This is a genomic window from Scytonema sp. PRP1 (genome assembly GCF_036697665.2).
GTDB classification, from domain to species: domain Bacteria; phylum Cyanobacteriota; class Cyanobacteriia; order Cyanobacteriales; family Nostocaceae; genus Kalymmatonema; species Kalymmatonema gypsitolerans.
Genome location: NZ_JBAHYJ020000030.1, coordinates 225,406 through 247,239 on the forward strand (window position 1 = coordinate 225,406; position 21,834 = coordinate 247,239).

11 protein-coding genes are annotated in these 21,834 nt (G+C 45.4%); 7 read left to right on the plus strand and 4 right to left on the minus strand.

Going from position 1 to position 21,834, the window contains the following annotated elements:
* Positions 1-129 precede the first annotated feature (129 nt).
* From lipA to V5G28_RS06320, 4 genes are all read left to right on the plus strand, one after another.
* Entirely contained in the window at positions 130-1,044 is a 915-nt protein-coding gene (gene lipA, locus V5G28_RS06305; RefSeq protein ID WP_332994008.1) for a lipoyl synthase, read from the plus strand.
* Positions 1,045-1,050: 6 nt separating this feature from the next.
* Positions 1,051-1,971 carry an NAD(P)H-dependent glycerol-3-phosphate dehydrogenase gene (locus V5G28_RS06310; protein ID WP_332994011.1) on the plus strand — a complete coding sequence of 307 codons (921 nt, stop codon included), beginning with the start codon at positions 1,051-1,053 and terminating at the stop codon, positions 1,969-1,971.
* A 517-nt stretch (positions 1,972-2,488) separates the two neighbouring features.
* Entirely contained in the window at positions 2,489-3,736 is a 1,248-nt protein-coding gene (gene sigC / locus V5G28_RS06315) for an RNA polymerase sigma factor SigC (RefSeq protein ID WP_332994013.1), read from the plus strand.
* Positions 3,737-4,099: 363 nt separating this feature from the next.
* Entirely contained in the window at positions 4,100-4,555 is a 456-nt protein-coding gene (locus V5G28_RS06320) for a Fur family transcriptional regulator (protein WP_096566494.1), read from the plus strand.
* A 126-nt stretch (positions 4,556-4,681) separates the two neighbouring features.
* Here the strand turns inward: V5G28_RS06320 and V5G28_RS06325 are convergent, their stop codons facing one another.
* Together V5G28_RS06325 and cobN are read right to left on the minus strand one after the other, a co-directional pair.
* Complete coding sequence (locus V5G28_RS06325; protein WP_332994016.1) at positions 4,682-5,860, minus strand: peptidoglycan-binding domain-containing protein; 1,179 nt, start codon at positions 5,858-5,860, stop codon at positions 4,682-4,684.
* Positions 5,861-5,878: 18 nt separating this feature from the next.
* Positions 5,879-9,940 (minus strand): cobaltochelatase subunit CobN, encoded by a 4,062-nt coding sequence (gene cobN / locus V5G28_RS06330; RefSeq protein WP_332994019.1) that lies wholly within the window; start codon positions 9,938-9,940, stop codon positions 5,879-5,881.
* Positions 9,941-10,031: 91 nt separating this feature from the next.
* Between cobN and V5G28_RS06335 the strand changes: the two genes are divergently transcribed.
* Positions 10,032-12,170: a GAF domain-containing sensor histidine kinase gene (locus tag V5G28_RS06335; RefSeq protein ID WP_332994021.1), complete on the plus strand. Its 2,139-nt coding sequence runs from the start codon at positions 10,032-10,034 to the stop codon at positions 12,168-12,170.
* A 325-nt stretch (positions 12,171-12,495) separates the two neighbouring features.
* The gene (locus V5G28_RS06340) at positions 12,496-13,173 is read left to right on the plus strand and encodes an N-acetylmannosamine-6-phosphate 2-epimerase (RefSeq protein ID WP_332994023.1); all 678 of its coding nucleotides are present in this window, start codon (positions 12,496-12,498) and stop codon (positions 13,171-13,173) included.
* Between the two features lie 237 nt (positions 13,174-13,410).
* On the opposite strand, the gene V5G28_RS06345 is transcribed toward V5G28_RS06340, so the two are convergent.
* Entirely contained in the window at positions 13,411-14,505 is a 1,095-nt protein-coding gene (locus V5G28_RS06345; protein ID WP_332994024.1) for an RRXRR domain-containing protein, read from the minus strand.
* Positions 14,506-15,298: 793 nt separating this feature from the next.
* On the opposite strand from V5G28_RS06345, the gene V5G28_RS06350 reads away from it, so the two are divergent.
* Positions 15,299-19,459 carry a PAS domain-containing protein gene (locus V5G28_RS06350; protein ID WP_332994028.1) on the plus strand — a complete coding sequence of 1,387 codons (4,161 nt, stop codon included), beginning with the start codon at positions 15,299-15,301 and terminating at the stop codon, positions 19,457-19,459.
* A 285-nt stretch (positions 19,460-19,744) separates the two neighbouring features.
* Here the strand turns inward: V5G28_RS06350 and V5G28_RS06355 are convergent, their stop codons facing one another.
* On the minus strand, positions 19,745-21,487 hold the full coding sequence (locus tag V5G28_RS06355; protein ID WP_332994030.1) for a multicopper oxidase family protein: 1,743 nt from the start codon (positions 21,485-21,487) through the stop codon (positions 19,745-19,747).
* Positions 21,488-21,834: the final 347 nt, after the last annotated feature.

Consider the following 21,834-nt stretch of genomic DNA (forward strand, 5'->3'; position numbering starts at 1 on the left):
ACAATTATTCCAATATATCAAAGAATATCACAAAGAGTGATGAATCGGAAAGTAGTTTGCATATTTATCCACCAATTGATGAAGCTTGCTACCATTTACTATGTACAAATAAAGTAGTAGAAGCCGATTGTGACTGTTAAACCAAACTGGTTGCGGGTAAAAGCGCCTCAATGGGAGCGCGTTGGTAACGTTAAAGAAATTTTGCGGGATTTAGCCCTCAATACGGTTTGTGAGGAAGCGTCCTGTCCAAATATTGGTGAGTGCTTCAACGCTGGTACAGCCACATTTTTAATTATGGGACCAGCTTGTACGCGTGCTTGTCCCTACTGTGATATTGATTTTGAGAAAAAACCCAAACCTCTAGACCCCACGGAACCAGCACGACTGGCAGAAGCGGTACGCCGCATGAAACTGAATCATGTGGTTATTACCTCTGTAAACCGAGATGACTTGCCAGATGGTGGGGCTTTGCAGTTTGTCAAATGTATTGAAGCGATTCGCACTATCTCACCCCAAACCACTATTGAGGTTCTCATTCCTGACTTGTGCGGTCACTGGGAGGCGCTAGAGTTGATTCTCCAAGCACATCCAGAAGTTCTCAACCATAATACAGAAACGGTTCCGCGTTTGTATCGGCGGGTGCGTCCCCAAGGGAACTATGAGCGATCGCTCGAATTATTGCAGCGTTCTCGCCAAATTGCTCCTAGTGTGTACACCAAATCCGGTATTATGGTGGGACTCGGCGAAACTGATGAGGAAGTCCGCCAAGTTATGCGAGATTTGCGAGTTGTGGATTGCGATATTTTGACCATTGGGCAATACCTCCAACCCAGTCAAAAACATTTGAAAATCGATGATTTTATCACCCCAGAGCAATTTACTGCTTGGAGAGTCTTCGGTGAAGAGCTAGGATTTTTACAAGTTGTCTCCTCTCCATTGACAAGAAGTTCATATCATGCAGAGCAAGTGAGGCAATTGATGGAGCGTTACCCCCGGAGTGAGGGAGATGAGGGAGCAGGGGAAGGACTAACGACTAATGACTAATGACCAATGACTAATTCAAAATTGGTCGCAATTCTGGGTGCAGGTGCTTGGGGAAGCGCTCTTGCTAGTCTGGCGATCGCAAATGGTCATGAAGTGCGCGTGTGGTCACGTCGGAGTTCGCAAACGCTGGCGGAGGTCATACAAGGTGCTGATATTGTCCTTTCTGCTGTGTCGATGAAAGGCGTAAGAGCTATAGCTACCCAAATACAGTCTTTACCCGTTTCTGAAGAAACGATTTTTGTGACGGCGACGAAGGGCTTAGACCCAGAAACGACTTGCACGCCGTCACATATTTGGCAAGAAGCTTTAAGCGCCCATGCTGTGGTTGTCCTCTCTGGTCCCAATTTATCTAAAGAAATAGAACAGGAATTACCAGCAGCAAGTGTTGTTGCAAGCAGTGTCATGACTGCAGCAGAGTTCGTGCAAGTGGTGTTTTCTTCTGATCGTTTTCGGGTTTACACCAATTCTGACCCGTTGGGAGTGGAACTGGGGGGGACACTGAAGAATGTCATGGCGATCGCCGCAGGTGTATGTGATGGCTTGCAGTTGGGAACGAACGCTAAAGCTGCTTTAGTCACCCGTGGGCTGACAGAAATGGTTCGCATCGGTGTGCATTGGGGTGCGAAGATGGAAACATTTTACGGTTTGTCCGGCTTGGGCGATTTGTTAGCAACTTGTAACAGTCCCTTGAGTCGTAATTACCAAGTGGGCTACCAGTTGGCTGGTGGTAAAACACTGGCAGAAATTCTCGCCCATTTAGAAGGAACTGCTGAGGGAGTTAATACGACTCAGGTTTTAGTACAGCGATCTCAGCAGCAAAATATTCCTATGCCAATTACCGAGCAAGTTTATCGTTTACTTCAGGGTGAAATCACACCCCGACAAGGGCTTTTAGAACTGATGCTGCGAGATAAGAAGCCGGAGTAGGGGAGCAAATCAATTCAAAATTCGCGAAATTCTTAGTTCAAAATAAGGAGTCTGTTCCTCATCTCCCTCATCTCCCTCACCTCCCTCACTCCCTCATCTTTCCTAGACCTCACCGCAGAACTAATCATTTTTGAAGGAAAATTCGTAAATCTTCAGGAAACTACCTAGACAGCGATGTAGATATGACTATCCATATAAAAACAGGACTTTTCACTGATATATGATTATACTTTTCTTCCTAAGCGACAGTCAAAATATGTAAGGTTCAAATCTTTATTACGTCATTCGCAATTTAACGCCCAGTAGGGAATTTGAATAGCTATTGGTTCATGGGAAAGCTACTGCAACCGAGCCTTCGGAGGCACTGTGTTAACAAAAACCAGTAAAGGTTTTTTGAAAAAAAAACCTAAAGGTCACCCTCTACCGTGTTAGTTCTTGAAGAATCACGGGAACAATAGCAACAGTTAATTAGCTGAACGTCATCTATTGTTACCTGGAGCCATTGAGACGAATTTTTATGCCAGCAACATCTTTTTACGCAGATGCCGCTTACAATAGCAAACAGTCCCACCAGGTCTTTGACCCGGAACTCACAATTGATGAAAGTGAGTTGCCGATCGATGAACTGGAAGAATTGGAGATAGCTTCTGTTGACCCTGCAAGCTTAGCTACACCTAATCGACGCAGCACAGATTTAGTACGTCTATACCTTCAGGAAATTGGTCGCGTTCGGTTATTAGGACGGGATGAAGAAGTTGCAGAAGCTCAAAAAGTCCAGCGCTACTTGCGGATGCGGATACTTCTGTCTGACGCCGCCGAGCAAGGAGATCAAGTCATTGCACCATATCTGAGGCTGATTGAAACTCAAGAGCGTTTGGCATCGGCGCTGGGACATCGTCCTTCTCTTGAACGGTGGGCTCGTACTGCTGGTGTAGAACTGTTCGAGCTTAAGCAGATCATAGGACAAGGCAAACGGCGTTGGGCTGAAATTGCCAAAATCACTGTGGAAGAACTGGAGAAAATTCAAAGCAGTGGACTCCAGGCAAAAGAACACATGATTAAGGCTAATCTTCGCCTCGTTGTCTCTGTTGCTAAGAAGTATCAAAATCGCGGTTTGGAATTGTTGGATTTAGTCCAAGAAGGGACTCTTGGTTTGGAACGAGCTGTTGAGAAGTTTGACCCTACCAAAGGTTATCGCTTCAGCACCTACGCTTACTGGTGGATTCGTCAAGGAATCACACGGGCGATCGCAACTTCTAGCCGTACTATCCGCCTCCCTGTTCACATTACAGAAAAGCTGAACAAAATCAAAAAAGCTCAGCGGAAAATTGCCCAAGAAAAAGGTCGTACCCCAACTTTAGAAGACCTTGCTCAAGAGTTAGACATGACACCTGCACAAGTCCGGGAAGTTCTTTTGCGAGTACCTCGTTCCGTTTCTTTGGAAACAAAAGTTGGTAAGGACAAAGACACAGAGTTAGGAGAATTACTCGAAACCGATAACATCACGCCAGAGCAAACGCTCATGCGAGAATCTTTACAAAGAGACTTGCATAATCTTCTGGCAGATTTAACGAGCCGTGAGCGCGATGTAATTCTGATGCGGTTTGGTTTGGCTGATGGTCATCCTTACTCATTGGCAGAAATTGGACGCGCTCTTGATTTATCACGGGAACGGGTACGGCAAATTGAGTCCAAAGCGTTGCAGAAACTGCGCCAACCCAAGCGCCGCAATCTCATCCGCGACTACTTAGAGTCTTTGAGCTAGTTAGTCGATAGTCAATAGTCAATAGTCAATAGTTACCAGTCAAGAAAATTATAAATTCTTCATACAAGAGCAAAATACCTGTTCTCAAAGACTTTTAACTTTGGACTGTTGACTAAGTTGATCCCCCTTGCCAAAACTTCGCACGTTCCTTATGGCAAGTTATTTTCATCTAATTGCAGGGGAGCAACGCTCGCCCTTTTCCACGACTTCTATCAGGCGGGGATCGTACTTTTTTGCGTGGTCAAGGCTTTACCATCTACCTTTAAACATTTAGCAATTATTCTCAATACTGTTGGATTATTGCAAATTAGTCCAAACTTTTGCTATATTCGCAACTAATGGGCTTTGTTGAGAAAAATTAGTATGACAGTCTACACAGCAGCCTCACTAAAGGCAGAACTTAATGAACGTGGTTGGCGTTTAACACCCCAGCGCGAGGTTATTTTACACATTTTTCAAGAACTTCCGCAAGGAGAACACCTCAGCGCTGAAGACCTTTACGAAAGGCTAGAAACCGAAAACGAGGGAATTAGCCTATCGACTATTTATCGCACCCTCAAGTTGATGGCGCGGATGGGAATCTTGCGAGAGTTGGAACTGGGAGAAGGACATAAGCATTACGAACTCAATCAACCCTACCCCCATCACCACCATCACCTCATTTGTGTCAGGTGCAACACCACAATCGAGTTCAAAAACGACTCGATATTAAAAATTGGAGCGAAAACTGCTCAAAAAGAAGGTTTTCAACTGCTCGATTGTCAGTTGACAATTCATGCTGTTTGTCCTAAGTGCCAAAGGGCACTCATGCCACTCTAGCACTTAGGTTTTAAAATTCTGGAAAGCCTTTATTTCAAGTACCTTGGAAAATACCAGCGGTCAGCTTACTATCATGGGAGGTAAACCAACTGTTAGGTATCGATACGAGCAACACTTAAGCGGATGTTAATAGCGTCCGCTTCTGACATCACTCAGACTGATACCGTAGAATTGTTGGGCTTGTCTAATAGCTTGTTTTGTTTCATCTCCCATCACACCGTTAAGAGAACCCTTGTAGAAGCCCCGATCCCGTAGTCGTCTTTGAATTTCCAAAACACTGAAATCACTATTGGAACCAGTATTGACCAAGCTGTACAATTTGGCTCGGGTCGTTGGACCAGCAATACCGCTTGATGCGAGGTAATTATCTTCTTGGAAGCGCCGTACAGCATCTGCTGTGTTAGGACCGAAGTAAGCGTTTGGCTCTCCTTGTAAATATCCTGCCTTAATTAATTGTTCTTGAAGAACTCTCACAGCCTCACCACGGTCTCCTAGGCGGAGTTTGTCTCCAGCAGTACGCGGTTTACTGGGTGCATCATCTCCATAACCGACACCAAGGGCTGGTAATTTTGCTAGCGTTGCTGATCCGACGACTCCATCAGGAGCTAAATTGTAAGTCTCTTGGAACCGCTTAACAGCATCTTCAGTAATTGGACCGTATATCCCTGTTGAATTACCAGTGAAAAACCCTGCAATTCGCAATCGTTCTTGCAGAATTCTGACATCTTCACCTTCATCTCCTTTTTGGAGAAAGTTAGAACTGCGACGCTTGCTAGCTACTGAATTTACAGTACTGGTTGTTCTAGCTTGAGAATTTACAGTACTGGTTGTTCTAGCTTGGGAATTTACAGTACTGGTTGTTCTAGCTTGAGAGGTACTGGTGTTTCGAGGTTGGGAAGCTTCAGTAGAGGTACGCCACCCCTCTAATTTTTGTACAGTCACAGACCCTGCAACACCGTTAACATCCAAGCCAGCAGCTGTTTGGAAGCGGCGCACGGCATCTTCTGTTGAGGTGTCATAGACTTGAGTTATAGGAGCTTGATAAAAGCCTGTCCTTTTCAACTGTTGTTGTAGGTTTCTCACAGAAGGACCGCGATCGCCTTTTTCAAGTGCTAGCACACTACTCACACTACTGATAATAGACAAGGCAATGGCTAGGGGTAGCATATATTTCCAAGCTCTACCAGACAACCGTGTCCAATCAGGTGCTGCTGTTTTCTTAAACAAATGGCTCAGAGAGATTAATTCACTGGGGGGTAGGTCCTCGTAGTCAGAAGCTACGTGTAGATACGCAAGATTCTCCATAATTTTTTTCTACACCACTTATTTTTCTTCAATCGCTGCTTCGGCTTGATGCACTATATTTCGCAAAAGTTCCAGTGTTTGTATATTTACATCGTGCCATAAACTGCGCTTATGTGCTTCTAGTAATCTTTCAGCCATATCACGCAGAGCATAGGGGTTTTTTTGCTCAATGAATTCCGACACAATTGGGTCAAATAAATACGCCTGGGCTATCCCTTCGTACATATAGTCTTCCACACATTTTGCTGTAGCATCGTAAGCAAATAAATAATCCACCGTCGCCGCCATTTCAAAAGCACCCTTGTAACCGTGGCGCATCACTCCCGCAATCCATTTAGGATTCACAACGCGAGAACGATACACCCGTGCGATTTCTTCTTTGAGTTGGCGGACTCGCGGTTGAGCAGGAATCGAATTATCACCAAAATAGGTTTGGGGATTTTCTCCTCGTACAGCACGTATCGCAGCTGTTAAACCACCCTGAAATTGGTAGTAATCATCAGAATCGAGCAAATCGTGTTCGCGATTGTCTTGGTTTTGTAACACTATCTGCATTTGTTGCAACCGCTTTTCAAATGCTTCTGGGGCGGAACGTCCTTGTTGAAGGGATGAGGGGGATGAAGAGGATGAGGGGGATATTGCTCCCCCTGCTTCCCCTGCTTCCTCTACTCTTCCTGAGGTGTAAGCATAGGAACTCCAGTTGATGTAAGCACGAGCTAAATCTTGGTCATCCGTCCAGTTTTGTGATTCAATTAAACCTTGGAGTCCTGCGCCGTAAGCACCTGGTTTAGAACCAAAGATACGGTAACGCGATCGCACTCTTGCCTCTGGTAAACTTAAACCAAGTTTTGTCCAAAAATCAGTCTCTTGACGAACTTGTACTGCAAGAGAATTTTCCTGTGGTGGTTCATCCAAAGCCGCCACGGCTTGCACAGCCGAGTCGAACAAATCAATCAAGTTGGGAAAAGCATCCCTAAAGAAACCAGAAATTCGCAACGTCACATCCACACGCGGACGCCCCAAAACAGAAAGCGGTAAAATTTCAAAATCTACTACCCGTCGCGCCGCACCATCCCATACAGGTTGCACACCAAGTAAAGCCAGCGCCTGAGCAATATCATCACCCCCAGTCCGCATCGTGGCAGTTCCCCACACAGATAATCCTAGTGTTTTGGGATACTCACCTTGCTCTTGTGTGTAACGTTCAATGAGTGCCTCAGCCGCTTTTCTACCAACATCCCAAGCACTTTCCGTAGGAACAGCACGGATATCTACCGAATAAAAATTTTTACCAGTTGGCAGAACTTCCGGACGTCCCCGCGTGGGTGCGCCAGCGGGAGCACTAGGGACATAGCCGCCATCGAGTCCACGTAACAAGTTGGTAATTTCTTCTTGAGTTTGTAGTAAAGAAGGCAGAAGCTTGGTGCGTATCCAGTTAAGGACGGTGGGAAGTGGAGATGAGGGAGATGAGGGAGATGAGGGAGATGAGAAAGTGGGAGGGGAGATGAGATTTTCTACGATTTCGGCGGCTTGTTCTTCTAATACTTCGACAGCATCGCCGACAGTGCGACAGGTGTGTGGAGTTTTGTCAGCTAAAAGCTGAATATCTTGAATTGATAACTCAGTACTGAAATCAGCAGTGAGTGGATCAAAATCTAAGTTCAAATCTTGAGCCAAAGCACGGGTAAATCCAATATGATGACGATTGGGAAGACGGGCGATCGCGACAATTAAATCTCGCAGTTGTCGCCCTTGAGGACATTGCCCAAAAATATGCAATCCATCGCGGATTTGAGCTTCCTTCAATTCACAAAGATAACCATCAAGTGAAGGTAAAACTGACAAATCAAACGTTGAATCAGAAAATTCTTGTTTTCGCGTTATACCTTTTGCCTTGTACTTTAATTCCAAATCCAACAAAAGATTTTCTTTGACAACCAGTTCGCGGATGCGATCGCCAATGATTGACAAACGAGATGGATCTAAACTTTCCGCCTCATAATACTCATCAATCAAATTTTCCAACTCATGCAAAGAACCATAAAGTTCTGCACGAGTTAGAGGTGGCGTCAAATGATCCACAATCACCGCTTGAGCGCGACGTTTAGCCTGCGAACCTTCACCAGGATCATTTACAATAAACGGATACAAATGGGGAAGAGCTCCCAAAGCCACCTCAGGATAACATTGACTCGACAAAGCCACACTTTTACCCGGAAGCCACTCTAGATTTCCATGCTTCCCCACATCAACCACAGCATCAGCGCCAAAACATTCCCGCACCCAATAATAAAAAGCTAAATAATCATGAGTTGGTTCCAAATCCGGCGCATGATAATTCAAACTTGGATCAACATCATACCCCCGCGCTGGTTGAACTCCCACAAAAACGTTACTGAACTGAATTCCCGAAACAGGAAACGAAGAGGGAAAATTAAAACCTTCTTTTCTTTCTTCCTTGGCGTCCTTTGCGACGCCAGTCGCCTGCGGAGGGAAACCCTCCTGCAGCGCTGGCTCGTCTTGGCGGTTCGTTTCAAAAACACTTCCCCATCTTTCGCCAATTCCTTTCTGCACAGCTTCCGGTAACGAAGCAAAAAACTCCTCATACTCCTCTACAGAAACACCTTGCAGCACTGGACGCAACTCTCTACCTTCCGGATCATTCGTCACCCCAGCCGTGAGACATTCAATCAACTCATCCCCATTACTAGGTAAATTTTCCACTTTATACCCAGCAGACTGCAAAGCCTGAAGAATTTCCACACAACTGGCTGGTGTATCCAATCCCACACCATTAGCTAAGCGTCCATTCCGGGTAGGGTAATTTGCCAAAATCAGCGCCACGCGACGTTCTTCAGGAGGCTTAGAACGCAAACGCACCCAATTCGCGGCTAAAGAAGCGACAAACTCAATGCGATCGCTTACTGGTTCATAAACGACCACATCAGTTTGTAAATCAGAATTGCTCGTTTGTACTGTTTTAAAAGACACAGCACGAGAGATGATGCGCCCATCCACTTCTGGAAGCGCCACATTCATCGCCATATCGCGGGGTGAAAGTCCTTGAAATTGCAACTCCCACTGTTCAACCGCACCACCGCTAAGGATAACTTGCAACACCGGCACATCCAATTTTTGCCACAAATCAACCTGCGGTGTTTCTGTTTCCAAACGCGCCAGAGAAAAACTTGTGGTATTCAGCAGCACTGCAATTTGCTGCGTATCCTTGGGTTGAAAAAACTCGCACAATTCAGCTTGAACATCAACATCACGCAAAGAAGAAACAAAAATCGGTACTGGCGTTAGATTTCGCTTTGCCAAAGCATCGCACAAAGCATCTATCACCTTGGTGTTTCCCGCCAAATAATGAGCACGGTAGAAAAGAATTCCTACTTTAGAAGTGAGAGGCTCAGGAGATGAGAAGGATGAACAAGAGACTGCGAATTTTGAATTTTGTGCCTCCTCCGGAGGAGTTTCACTAACGGGTAGCGTGTCCGCAGGACATATTTTGAATTTTGAATTGATTTGCTCCCACTCATAAAGCCCAACACGCGGAACGACTTGCGGTGGTGAAGGATTAAAAGAAGTTGAAAAGCAAGTATCGGCGATAAACTGGAGAGCGTTGAGAATATTTTCTACTCCGCCTTCGTTAAAGTAGCGCCACACCTGATTAACAGTACTCAGAGGTAGAGTAGAGTGAGAGATTAAATCGGGGTCTATAGCGTCATCCCCTGGCATTACAATGAGGGTTGTACCATTACGTTGCACAATTTCCTGCACAACTTCTAAGCCATAAGCCCAGTAAGAACGCCCTCCTAACAGGCGGAGAATAATTACTTGAGCGAACTCTAAAACTTTTTCGACATAGTCATCAATACTTACTTGTTGCTGCAATTGCAGTAGGTTAGCAACTCTTAAAGCAGGAAATGTCGTGGGTAATTTCGGTACAGCCGCCGCCAAAGTTTGAATGTCGGTATCAGCAGACGTAAGAAACACTATGGGAGCAGGGGTTTGTTCTAGAAAAATTAAGCCTTCCGATTGAGGGTTCCATCCGCCCGATGTGGCATTAATACGATGCATAATCCTGTATTACCGTCTTAAACTGTTGGTTAGAACACAGTACAAATTTTTGAGCAATAGCACAAAGCCCCTTTCACTTTTATTTTTAACAATGCCTAGTTCTCGCGATTTGAGCTTTTCTCGAACCTTGCCTAGTAATGTTTTTGATCAGCTTGGGGAATTCTTGCAGCAGATGGCTCAACAAGCAGTGGGAAAGGCGGCTTTGGTACTTACAGAAGCTGTGTTGACACCGATTGATCTACCCCAAGAATGGCAAATACAACGGTTTACTGTGGTGGTTTCTGAACAATTTAGTGCGCTGCTTGTGGGTTCGCCAGAGGAGCAGGGGAGCGAGGGAGTGAGGGAGCGAGGGAGCGAGGGAGCAGGGGAGCAGGGGAAGCAGACTTTTGACTCAGCACTTAGCAACGCCACTAACTACAATGGGAACTCCAACGGACAGTTGCAGACTCCTCATTTTAAGTCGCCATTGCCCACAACGCTGGCTTGTCAATCGGAACCAGAGCAGGCGAAAAACTCCTCAGCACTTAATATGCAATTGACGTTTGATCCAGAAGCGATCGCCTCCTTCGTTTTGAACTTGAGAGATTTGTTTGAGCCAGATTCCCATACTTACCAAAAGCTTGAACAATATCGTCAAATTCCCGTTCCTAATGATGGCACGCTTCAAAGTCAATTCTCACTTTTGTTATTAAAGTATTTTTTGCCACAAGGAAACCATGAGGTGGTACAATCATCATCCCCAACTTATCCTCACGTTTCTGTCTGTCAACCTGTGCAACATGCTCTGAATAAACAGATTGCTCAAGAACGACTGTTAAATCAGGTTACAAGTCAAATCCGTAAAACTCTGGATTTGCCTGTGATTATGGCAACAGCAGTTGCACAAGTACGAGAGTTTTTGGAATTAGACAGGCTTGTCGTTTACAAATTTGAGGAATCAACAGTTAAGACTCAACACTCAACAACCTCCCCATTCCCATCTCCACAACTTTCCATCTCCACACCTTTGCATCTCCACAACTTTCCATCTCCACACCTTTGCATCTCCACACCTTTCCAAACACACCAGCAAGAATTACCCGACAAAGGAGGTTGTATTGTCTACGAAGTCCGTGCTGACGATGATATTCCATCGGTGTTGAATTATAAGGAAAAAAATTGTTTTGCACAGATACCCCGATGTTGGGAAAAGTATCGCCAAGGCTTTACGTTGGCTGTGGATGATGTAGAAAAAACTTATGCTCTAGAAGAGTGTTTGTTACATTTTTTAAGGAAAGCTAAAGTCAGGGCAAAGTTAGCTTCCCCAATTGTGTATGAGGAGAAACTTTGGGGGCTATTGATTGCTCATCAGTGCAATACTCCTCGCCACTGGAGTGAAAGTGAGAAAAATTTGTTAAGTTCTGTGGCTGAACAACTGGCGATCGCCATTCATCAAGCAGAATTAATGCGATCGCTCACTCAAGAAAAACAAACTCTCGAGCAACGAGTTGTTGAGCGCACAATGGCGCTTCACGACGCCTTAGAAGCTGCAGAAGCCGCCAGCCGTCTCAGAAGTGAATTTCTTGCCACCATTAGCCATGAATTGCTCACACCTCTAACTTACGTCATCGGGATGTCTTCCACTTTGTTACGCTGGTCTTTTGGTGAATTGAGTCAGCGTCAACGGGATTATCTCCAAACTATCCACGATAGTGGAGAACATTTACAAGACATGATTAATGATATCCTCGATTTATCCCAAATTGAGGCAGGCAAGGCTGTTTTAAATATTACAGAATTTTCATTGGTAAACATAGCTCAATCCACAATCAACGCACTCAAAGAAAAAGCAACAAGCCAGCGAGTCAATCTCAACCTGGATGTGCAACTCAACCCGCAGCACGACATATTTACTGCTGATGTCAGGCGAGTGCAACAAATTGTCTGGAATCTGTTAACTAATGCTATAAAATTTACACCAGAAGGCGGCAATGTCACTTTACGTATTTGGGTAGAAGACGAAACCGCAGTATTTCAAGTAGAGGATACTGGCATAGGCATTCCAGAAGAACAATTGTCCCTACTGTTTGAGAAATTTCACCAACTCGATACACCTTACCGTCGGCGTTACGGAGGAACCGGGCTGGGTTTGGCTTTAACGAAACAACTTGTAGAACTCCACCGGGGTCGAATTGAAGTAGAATCCACCGTAGGCGCTGGCTCAGTATTCACTGTTTGGATACCAGCCTAGCCTAATTCAGTATTGAGTGCTGAGTCAGGAAAGTGGGGAGTTCTCCGTTATAAATAATTAAGCGAATTTGATAAGCTGAAAATCCTATAATTTGCATACTATATTTAAAATTTAAATAAAATTAATTGTTGTGGGGTGGGCCGGAAAGTCCGCCCAGATTGTGCAAATTAAAGGCACAACAGCTTATGACTAAGGACTAATAACTCATAGACATTTTACAAAAGTATGATTAATAGATATAGCAATCCTAATATGATTCGTGAAAAACAAGATCCCCGCCTTCTTATAGAAGTCGGGGATCTGAAGGGTAAATGACTAATGACTCATGACTAATGACTCTTTAATTCAAGCACTCCATCACGGACTGATCGTATCTTGTCAAGCGCCAGTTGAATCACCACTGCACGAACCAACGGTTATCGCAGCAATGGCGCAAGCTGCTGTCAACAATGGTGCTGTTGGTGTCAGAATTGATACCCCTGCTCATATCGTTGCTGTCAAAGAAAAAGTAAAAGTCCCAATTATTGGACTATGGAAACAAGTCGTATCTGGTTATGACGTATACATCACACCCCAGTTTTATCATGCTGCTGCTGTGGCAAAAGCGGGAGCAGATATCATTGCCATAGACGCGACTACCAGAAATCGCCCCGGAGGTGAAACAGTGGCAGATATTATTGCCCGAATTCATCAATTAGGGAAAACAGTGATGGCAGATGTAGACACGATTGAGGCAGCAAAAGCAGCTGTAGCGGCTGGTGCAGATATTGTGGGGACAACTCTTTTTGGCTACACTGCGTCAACCAAGCATCTTTCTCCCCCTGGCTGGGAACTCCTTACCCAAATCGTGCAGCAATTAAACGTTCCAGCAATTTGTGAAGGTGGCATATCTTCACCCCAAATGGCTCGTCGTGCTATTGATTTAGGGGCAGACGCTGTTGTTGTCGGCACTGCGATCACTGGTATTGATCATCTTGTCAAAGGATATGTAAAAGAGTTGTGATTTGTAGCAGTTTCCAATTTGGTTAAAATACAGATTTTCTATAGGGGTACAGCAATGGTGCGCCTCCAGTATGTGGTTTTGAAAGCGCTGTATTTTTCAACTAAACAGCCAGGAGTCCCCCACTGTAATCTTCGATTCAGTGGTGGGAGGAATGGCGGGTATTTATCGCACGTCCCCTGAACTGATTACTTCTACTGGGAGTAGAGTCCGGGGGACAGTGCGATAAATACCAATCTCTTAGGATTTGATACATAGTCGTGAACTACGTTTGAGTAACTGTACTTTTGACGGAGTAAACTGTCCAAGTCTGTGCCAATTGTGGTCATAGACTGAAACATTCTTGGTTTTGGCTGTTTGAGTATAACCACCTATCCAGCCAATATAAGATTTACCTGCTTTTTCCGCTTTGACCAAATCACCGGAGCGCATACCGAAAGGTGTAATTGTTCCGCCTTTGCGCTTTCTATTACCTTGCGCATCTTTGACTGGGTTCTCAAAGTGGAGTTGACGGCGAAACAGGTTAGGACGTGCAATGATACGAAATGGTGCAGATGTGACTAGGACTTCTCCAACCCAGCGATGACCACGAGTATTGGCAGTATGAAATTTCTCGAACTTCATGAAATTACTTGCTGCCAGTGCCACACCATCATGAGCATGAGTCTCAGGAGTTTGTTTCTCCTTGTTTTTCTTATCTTTAGCCAAGCCTAGCTGTTGTCTAAGGATTGAAGTTTGCCAACCTTCTTGCACATTGGTTGGTGCAATTTTCGTAAGCCATTGCAACATGACTTTTTGCCCAACCATCACCGGGCTAAATCCTTTGTCGCCTTTAGCCTTAACGTACTCGTAGGTAACTTGAGTAACGGGGAATAGTTTGACCAACTCCTTAGTAACTCGTAATTCCAACTCTTTATTGGCTCGAATACTGGGAGGTAGTTTATTCTGTTTACGGTTCTCAAATCGTTTTTGGCGGTGCGCTCTTTTACAAAATGCGATTTTACGGTTTATCCGTCTACCCCGTCTAGCACGTCGTAGAATCAGCCTTCCCGACATCTTTTTTGTAACATCTGCAAATGGCAAGACGAGATGTGCCATGAACAAAGTGAACTTGGCAGACTGCACCCCAACACCCGTAAACTTTTTGCCTGGGTCTAATCCTAAAGCAATAGGTTGCTGGTCATTACCAGATGGTTCTACCAATAACTGAATGCAAAAAACATTCAGATTGTTGGCTACGATTTTGGCTTTACCTTCTTTTAGCCAACGTCTAGCACGACTAGGTTTTGTTGGCATGAGTGGTTTTCCGTCTTTATCTAATACTGGTACTCGCATGGAGATAATCCTTGAGTAAAGTAATAAGTCCCTTAGCCCACCGCTACCAAAATGTCCTTTCTGGAGCCAGCGCCTTGGGCAGGTTCCCGACTTGGGGCGACTGGCGTCAAGCACTACTAATCAGGTAGTTTGTAGTTATTCCGAGTTAGGGAAACGCTCGGAGGTACGTATCAGGTAACGGCTCATGGGGCTAGTCATCTCTTACGTTGCAATCTGATTCTTGCAAGCCCACACTATACACTCCGTGTTAGTGTGGGTAGTTGACAAATGGCGCTTGTAAATTGGATATTTTTGGATGTTTAATTATATGCTAGCTAGCGGTTTTTAAACTAAGTTAAATATAACGTTTTCATGAAGTTTGCTTCTACTATCTGTAGAAAGATAACATAAGTATTAAAGTGTGTCCGAGATATGCCTTGCTGGTTAGAAAACAGTGTTAAGAATTGTGGGTAAAATAGATTTTCCCTCTTTTAGTAGATGGAATAGAAAAGATATCACCTGATATATTCAGCTTTAATTTAAAATTAAGATGAGAAGGACTCGCGCCTGTATCCGCCATTGTGCAGTGAGGGTTGGCAGAGTTAGTTCGTAAGACAAGGAAAATGCTTGGAACTATTACAAGTAAAGTTTGCCGAAAAAACAGGGGTTGCGTTCCAGCGTTAACTGTTGTAAGAATGGGCAGACAAAACTTTTACTGTCAGCTTTGAAAAGAATTGAGGAGCTACTGCACTAAGTGGATAATAGCGGCAAAGACCTGATAGCCACATACTTTCAAGAATGAGGAGTACAGACGGTGACTCCTAAGGTGAAGGCAGACGTACCAGAGGACTCGTTTGCTGGTGGTGGCGAAGTAAAGGCGCTGGTGCCAAAAATGAACGTAGCGAAAGTTACCACAGGAAACGCCATATCTAAAATCAATGACCAATTTTTGGTACTGGATAAGGAGTGGCGCTACACATATGTTAATGACACTGTCGCGGAAGTGGTGGGAATTCCCAAGGAAGAACTGTTAGGCAAGTGTATTTGGGACATGTTTCCTGATAAAGTAGGGAGCCAGTTCTACTTGGAAGCGCATCGAGCGATCGCAGAGCAAAGATTTGTCCAGTGCGACTACTTCTATTCGCCTTGGCAACGCCACTTTGAAAACCGCATTTATCCTTCCAGCGACGGAGTTTCAATTTTTATCACGGACATTACTGAGCCTCAGCAAAACAGCGAAGAGTGGTTTGGTGAAATGACCGATGCCATCCCACATATTGTCTGGACTTGTCGTCGAGATGGTGAAGTGGAATATTTTAATCAGCAAGCTCTTGATGCATTTGGCATCAATTTAGAGCAACTTTTGGCAGAAGGTTGGCATCCGGTTGTGCATCCGGATGACTTGCAGCGAACAATTGATCGCTGGATGCAATCTGTCAGTGCTGGAACTCAGTATGAACTTGAGTACCGTCTGAAAATGGCAGATGGCTCCTACCGCTGGCATTTAGCACGAGCGTTACCACAGCGGAATGCGACAGGCAAGATCACTCGTTGGTTTGGAACCTGTACCGATATTGATGGACACAAGCGAGCCGAGCAAGCTTTGCGCGAAAGTGAGGAGCGCTTACAGCTTGCACTTCAAGCTGCCAACATGGGGATATGGGAGCGAGATTTAACAACAGATGCAGGATACTGGTCCCCCAAAGTGTATCAAATCTTGGGGCTAACTCCTAGTACTGACGACAGCAGTTATGAAGCTTTTTTGAATTGCATTCACCCAGAGGACCGAGAGTACGTTCACCAAACCAGTCTGCAAGTTATTCAAGAATCTTTGGATTGCAATATTGAGTATCGCCTCTTGTACTCAGATGGTAGCATCCGTTGGGCAGCGAGTATTGGTCAAGTGCTTGATGATCAGGCTGGCAAACCACAGAAGCTGATTGGCGTTGTGATGGACATTACAGAACGCAAGCAAGTAGAGGCAACACTTCGAGACATGGAGCAGCGCTTGCAACTCGCTTTGGCGGCGGCTGACATGGTTGCCTGGGATTTAGATATAAGAACCCGCCAAGTTGTGTGCTCTGAAAGTGGTTTAAAAATCTGGGGAATTCAGCGCGGAACACCATATGAATTTGTAGAATTCATTCACCCAGAAGACCGTCCCCAAGTCTTACAAAAAACCATCCTCGCTCTGCGTAGTGAAATACCTTATATTTTAGAGTACAGAGTGTTAAGCCCCGATGGCAAGGTGCGGTGGATAGTGAGTCAGGGAAACGTGGTCCACCGGGGAGCCGATGGGCAAGCTTTGCGAGTTGTTGGAGTGTCGGTTGACATTACACAGCGCAAGCTGTCAGAAGCGGCATTGCGAGAGAGTGAAGCGCGTTTTCGGCTGATGGCTGAAAATTCGACTGATATTATTTCGCGCCACTCAGTTGGTGGAATTCTTAGCTACGTGTCACCTGCTTGTTATACAGTGCTTGGGTATAAACCTGAAGAACTGGTTGGTCGTTCCAGTGGGGAGTTAGTTCACCCAGATGATTTGGTTGAGATTGCTAGGAACTACCCAATCAATGCAGATTTACCAGACATATATACCATAACTCATCGGGCGCGTCACAAAGACGGACATTATATCTGGATTGAAGCGACTGTTCGAGCTATCCGCGATGCAGAAACTGGGCAAATTTTAGAAATGCAGGCATCGTCTCGGGATATCACGGAACGTAAGCAGGCTGAGGAGAGACTGCGCTTTCTTGCTCAAGCGAGCGATATCCTAAGTTCATCATTGGATTATGAGACAACCTTAGCCAGTGTGGCTCGTTTGGCAGTGCCTGCGATCGCTGATTGGTGCGTCGTTGATATTATCAGGGAAAACGAATCAACTCGTCGAGTGGCAGTCGCTCATGCCGATGCCTCGAAACAGGAATTGGTAGAACAGCTACGAAAATATCCATCTGACTTGGCAAAAGTTGCAGGTCTTCCTGAAGTCATACACACAGGCAAGCCAATACTAACTCCTGTTGTCACTGACGACGACATGAAAGCAGCTGCCCATAATACCGAACATTTAAAACTCCTGCAACAGCTAGCTCCTAAATGTGGTATGGGTGTACCGTTGATTGCGCGTGGACAGGTTTTAGGAGTTATTTCCTTGGTATGTTCAGAATCAGGTCGTCGTTATGATAGCAACGATTTGATATTGGCTGAAGAACTGGCGCGTCGCGCTGCTGTAGCTGTTGATAATGCCCGACTTTATACAGAAGCACAACTCTCCCAACAAGCCGCTCTTGCAGCAGCAGATCGCACGACTCGTCTTCAAGCGGTGACTGCAGCGCTTTCCGAATCCTTAACCCCAGAACAAGTTGCTGAAGTGATTGTGGAGCAGGGAATGGCAGCTTTGCAGGCAAATTCTGCTTTAGTGGCGCTATTGACTGAGGACGGCACAGAACTTGAAATTGTGCGTGCAGTTGGTTACAAACAGGAACTTGTAGATGCATGGCGTCGATTCTCAATTCATGCATCTGCACCACTAGCAGACGCAGTAAGAACCGGAGAACCGATCTGGCAAGAAGCAACAAAGACACGAGTTGCTCGTTATCCACATCTGACTCAAGCATACGCTCAGCATAACTACCAGGCTTGGATTTCCATTCCGTTACTGGTAGAGGGGCGAGCCGTGGGTGGAATGTCCCTAGCTTTCGCCGAAGCTAGGGAGTTTAACGAGTATGACCGTGCATTCATGCTGACAATGGCACAGCAATGCGCTCAGGCAATTGAACGTGCTCGTTTATACTATTCAGAGCAAAAGGCACGAGAAGCTGCAGAAACAGCCAATCGGATTAAAGACGAGTTTTTAGCAGTGCTTTCCCATGAATTGCGATCGCCACTCAACCCGATTATGGGTTGGACAACACTGCTTCGCAAAGGAAAGTTAGACCAAAAGACAACAAACCGCGCTTTGGAAACTATCGAACGCAATGCTAAAGTACAGGTTCAATTGGTTGAAGATTTGCTCGATGTCTCCCGAATTCTACGGGGTAAAGTCAGTCTAAATATTTGCCCTATTGACCTAGCAGCAGTCATTTCAGCAGCAATGGAAACAGTGGGTTTGTCGGCTGAGGCTAAGTCAATTAAGATACATACAATGTTTGAACCAAATTTGGGGAAAGTTCTGGGCGACTCAAACCGATTGCAGCAAATTGTTTGGAACCTGCTGGCAAATGCGGTGAAGTTCACACAACAGGGAGGACGGGTGAATATCCGACTAGAACGCGTTGGACAATACGCCCAAATTTTAGTAAGTGATACAGGTAAGGGTATTGAGCCTGACTTTCTTCCTTATGTGTTCGACTACTTCCGCCAAGAAAACAGTACCACAACCAGAAACTTCGGTGGACTGGGGTTAGGGCTGGCGATTGTCCGTCATTTAGTCGAACTGCATGGCGGAACAGTCCAAGCAGACAGTAAGGGCGTTGGTGAGGGGGCAACCTTTACAGTGAGACTACCGGTGATGCCAACTCAACCACAGATATTCCAAAATAAGACACAGTCTGAGCCTTGCCCGGATTTGAATGGCGTAACGGTGTTATTGGTAGATGACGATACCGATACGCGGGAGTTTATCACGTTCTTGCTAGAGGAGTATGGGGCGAGTGTAACAGCAGTGACAAAAGCCAGTGAAGTACTCACCGCTTTAACCCAGTCTCTGCCAGATGTGTTCCTTAGCGACATCGGTATGCCGGAAGTTGACGGATACACGTTGATACGCCAAGTCAGAACTTTGCCGCCAGAACAGGGAGGACAAATTCCGGCGATCGCCCTAACTGCTTATGCAGGGGAAATGAACGAAGAAAAAGCACTTTCAGCAGGTTTTCAAAAGCATATTCCTAAGCCAGTCGATCCAAGTTTGTTAGTTGAGGCAATTTCTCACCTACTCCTACCCGCCGGTTCGCCGCTAGGCGTGAGGGCAGGGTAGAATACCAATTAAATAAACCGCTCCTGAGCCAAGGACGCCAAGAAAAAGATAGGTAATCTTGTAGCACCGAAGAAAGTTAGCAATTGCACGCGTAGCCTGTCCAAAGCAGATAGGGCGATCGCTAATCAGCAGAACCGACAGCAGAAAATGGGCGTTGCTGAATTCAGGGATGATTCTTGTGGGGTAGGCATCCTCTGCCTGCCCAAAAAATTCAAGGGATGGGCAGGACAGCCCATCCCACAAAAACACAAAATTCATCCTGCAAATATGCAACACCAGAAATTGCTATCTGTCTGATCCGTAAACTTCCCTGTTGTATCTTATGATTGCATCGGAATCGTAAGCAGGCTGCTGAGGCAGAGCAAAAGGCTGAGTACCAGGCTGCGGCGGGCAAAGCGGTTCCATCTCGGAGACTGGCTTTGCTGGAGCGATCGCGCTGGGGTCTCTATTATCCTCACCCACCTGAAACGTCACCATCATGTCGCAATCTTCATGCTTGAGGTTGTGGCAGTGCATCATATATATCCCTTGCTGGGGACCAAACACACCTGCAACTGTTGCTGTTTCTCCAGGTTTAATGACAAAAACATCTTTCCAAGCATTATTCTCGTAAGGCTTAAGTGGTATTTGCTGTCCAGTCCTGTCCGTGCGCTTAACAATCTGTAAGTCACTTAGATGAATATGCACTGGGTGAATTTCTTGGCTTTCGTTGCGTAGTGTCCAGTTCACACACGTCGGGTTGGCACGATCAAAAGCAGGCGCACAAGCAACTTTTTCAGGCCATCCCTTGTCGTTGATTAACCATTTCCTATCCCCCCCAAGTTCAGGTTTGCAGTTCTGTGTTTGACTCTGACTCTGAGCGAATTTGAGTGTGACTTCTGCGGGGCACTCACTTGGCAATGCAGCCGAACTTTCTTTAGGGCAGTTCTCAAAACGCCGAACAGAGCGTAGGACATTTGGAACAACACTGTCATCAGCAACAGGATCTGGATTAATGTTGAAACGTAAAACGTTTTCTGTGAATCCAAAGGCTAAATCCTCTAACTTTAAATAAACCTGAGTTACAGCAGATTGGAATATCTCGTTAAAGTCGATAACGAACTCATAGCGTTCTCCTACGCCCATCTCCAAATCTTTCACATCAACTGGGTTCTCCCGCAAGCCGCTATCTGTTGCGATCACTTTCAAAGTTAGATTATTAGCTTCATTACTTGTCGGAACGACAGTGAGTTTAAAGATGCTTTGAGGAGCAGCGTTCAAGACTCGGAAACGATACTTGTGTCGCTTCACATCCATATGGGGTGTTAAGGCACCATTGACAAGGGTTTCTTCTCTTCCACGTGGGTCTGGGTTTGTCTGTAGAATAAGCGGTACATCAAATTCCCCATCAGTGAGTAGAGGAAGTTTATCCCTTTCCCATTGGTCTTCAACAATATACATACCCAACAGACCTTTTTTCACATTGTCCAGAGTTTTGTGAAGTGCATGATCGTGGTACCAAATTGTGGCAGCGCGATCGTTGGGATAGATGTAATCCTTGTAATAATCTGGCGGAATATAATCTTCAGCATAGCCATCGTATTCTGGTTTGGAAGCCATACCGTGCAGGTGGACTACCGTCTTAATAGGCTCCCCGTTTGCCTCATTACCCAGTTTATTAATGAAGCGGACAACCGAATACCGCAATCCTAATCCTTCCTCGTTCTGTAAATCCCCAACTTTGTGCCGGATGAGGGGACCAGGAGTGATACCGTTATATCCCCAAATCTCAACAGGTTTTCCCCCAATCGTTTGCTGAGTTTTCTTAATTTCGATTTCGTAGTAATCTGTTGGCTTTCCGTCGATGCCTGTTTGGGTGCTGCACACGGGCGCCAGAACAGGTGGAATAGGTAGAGTTTCCTTAAATTCATTACTCACTTGTGAAGAAGACTCTTGGGCTAAAGCTTGCTTTTGATAGCCCAAGGGCAGCAGCAGCGAACTGCTCCCCACCAACCCTAGTTTGATGACCTCTCGTCTGGTTAACTTCATAACTCTCAGACTCCAGAAATTAAAATGATTAAGTTCTACAGTGCCTATTGGCAATCTGTGAAATGAAAGCATAGCGAGGCTGTCACCAAGGAGTATTTCAAGTCTAATTATCTTTGTTTAGAAATATCCAACTGATGCATCTGGAGAAACTTAAAACCTACAGCCGCTCGTGAAAGTCTCGCTATTTTTGGAGTTATCAACTTTCAGGGCTATTTTCCGCAGCTGGCTGAACAATGACATTCCCACTCATGCGTCTGCCGTGGATTTTACAGTAATAAAACAAACCAGTGCCATCGCTTGAGTCTGAGAAGGTAAACTTAAATTCACCATTTGGTGCTAAATTTCCC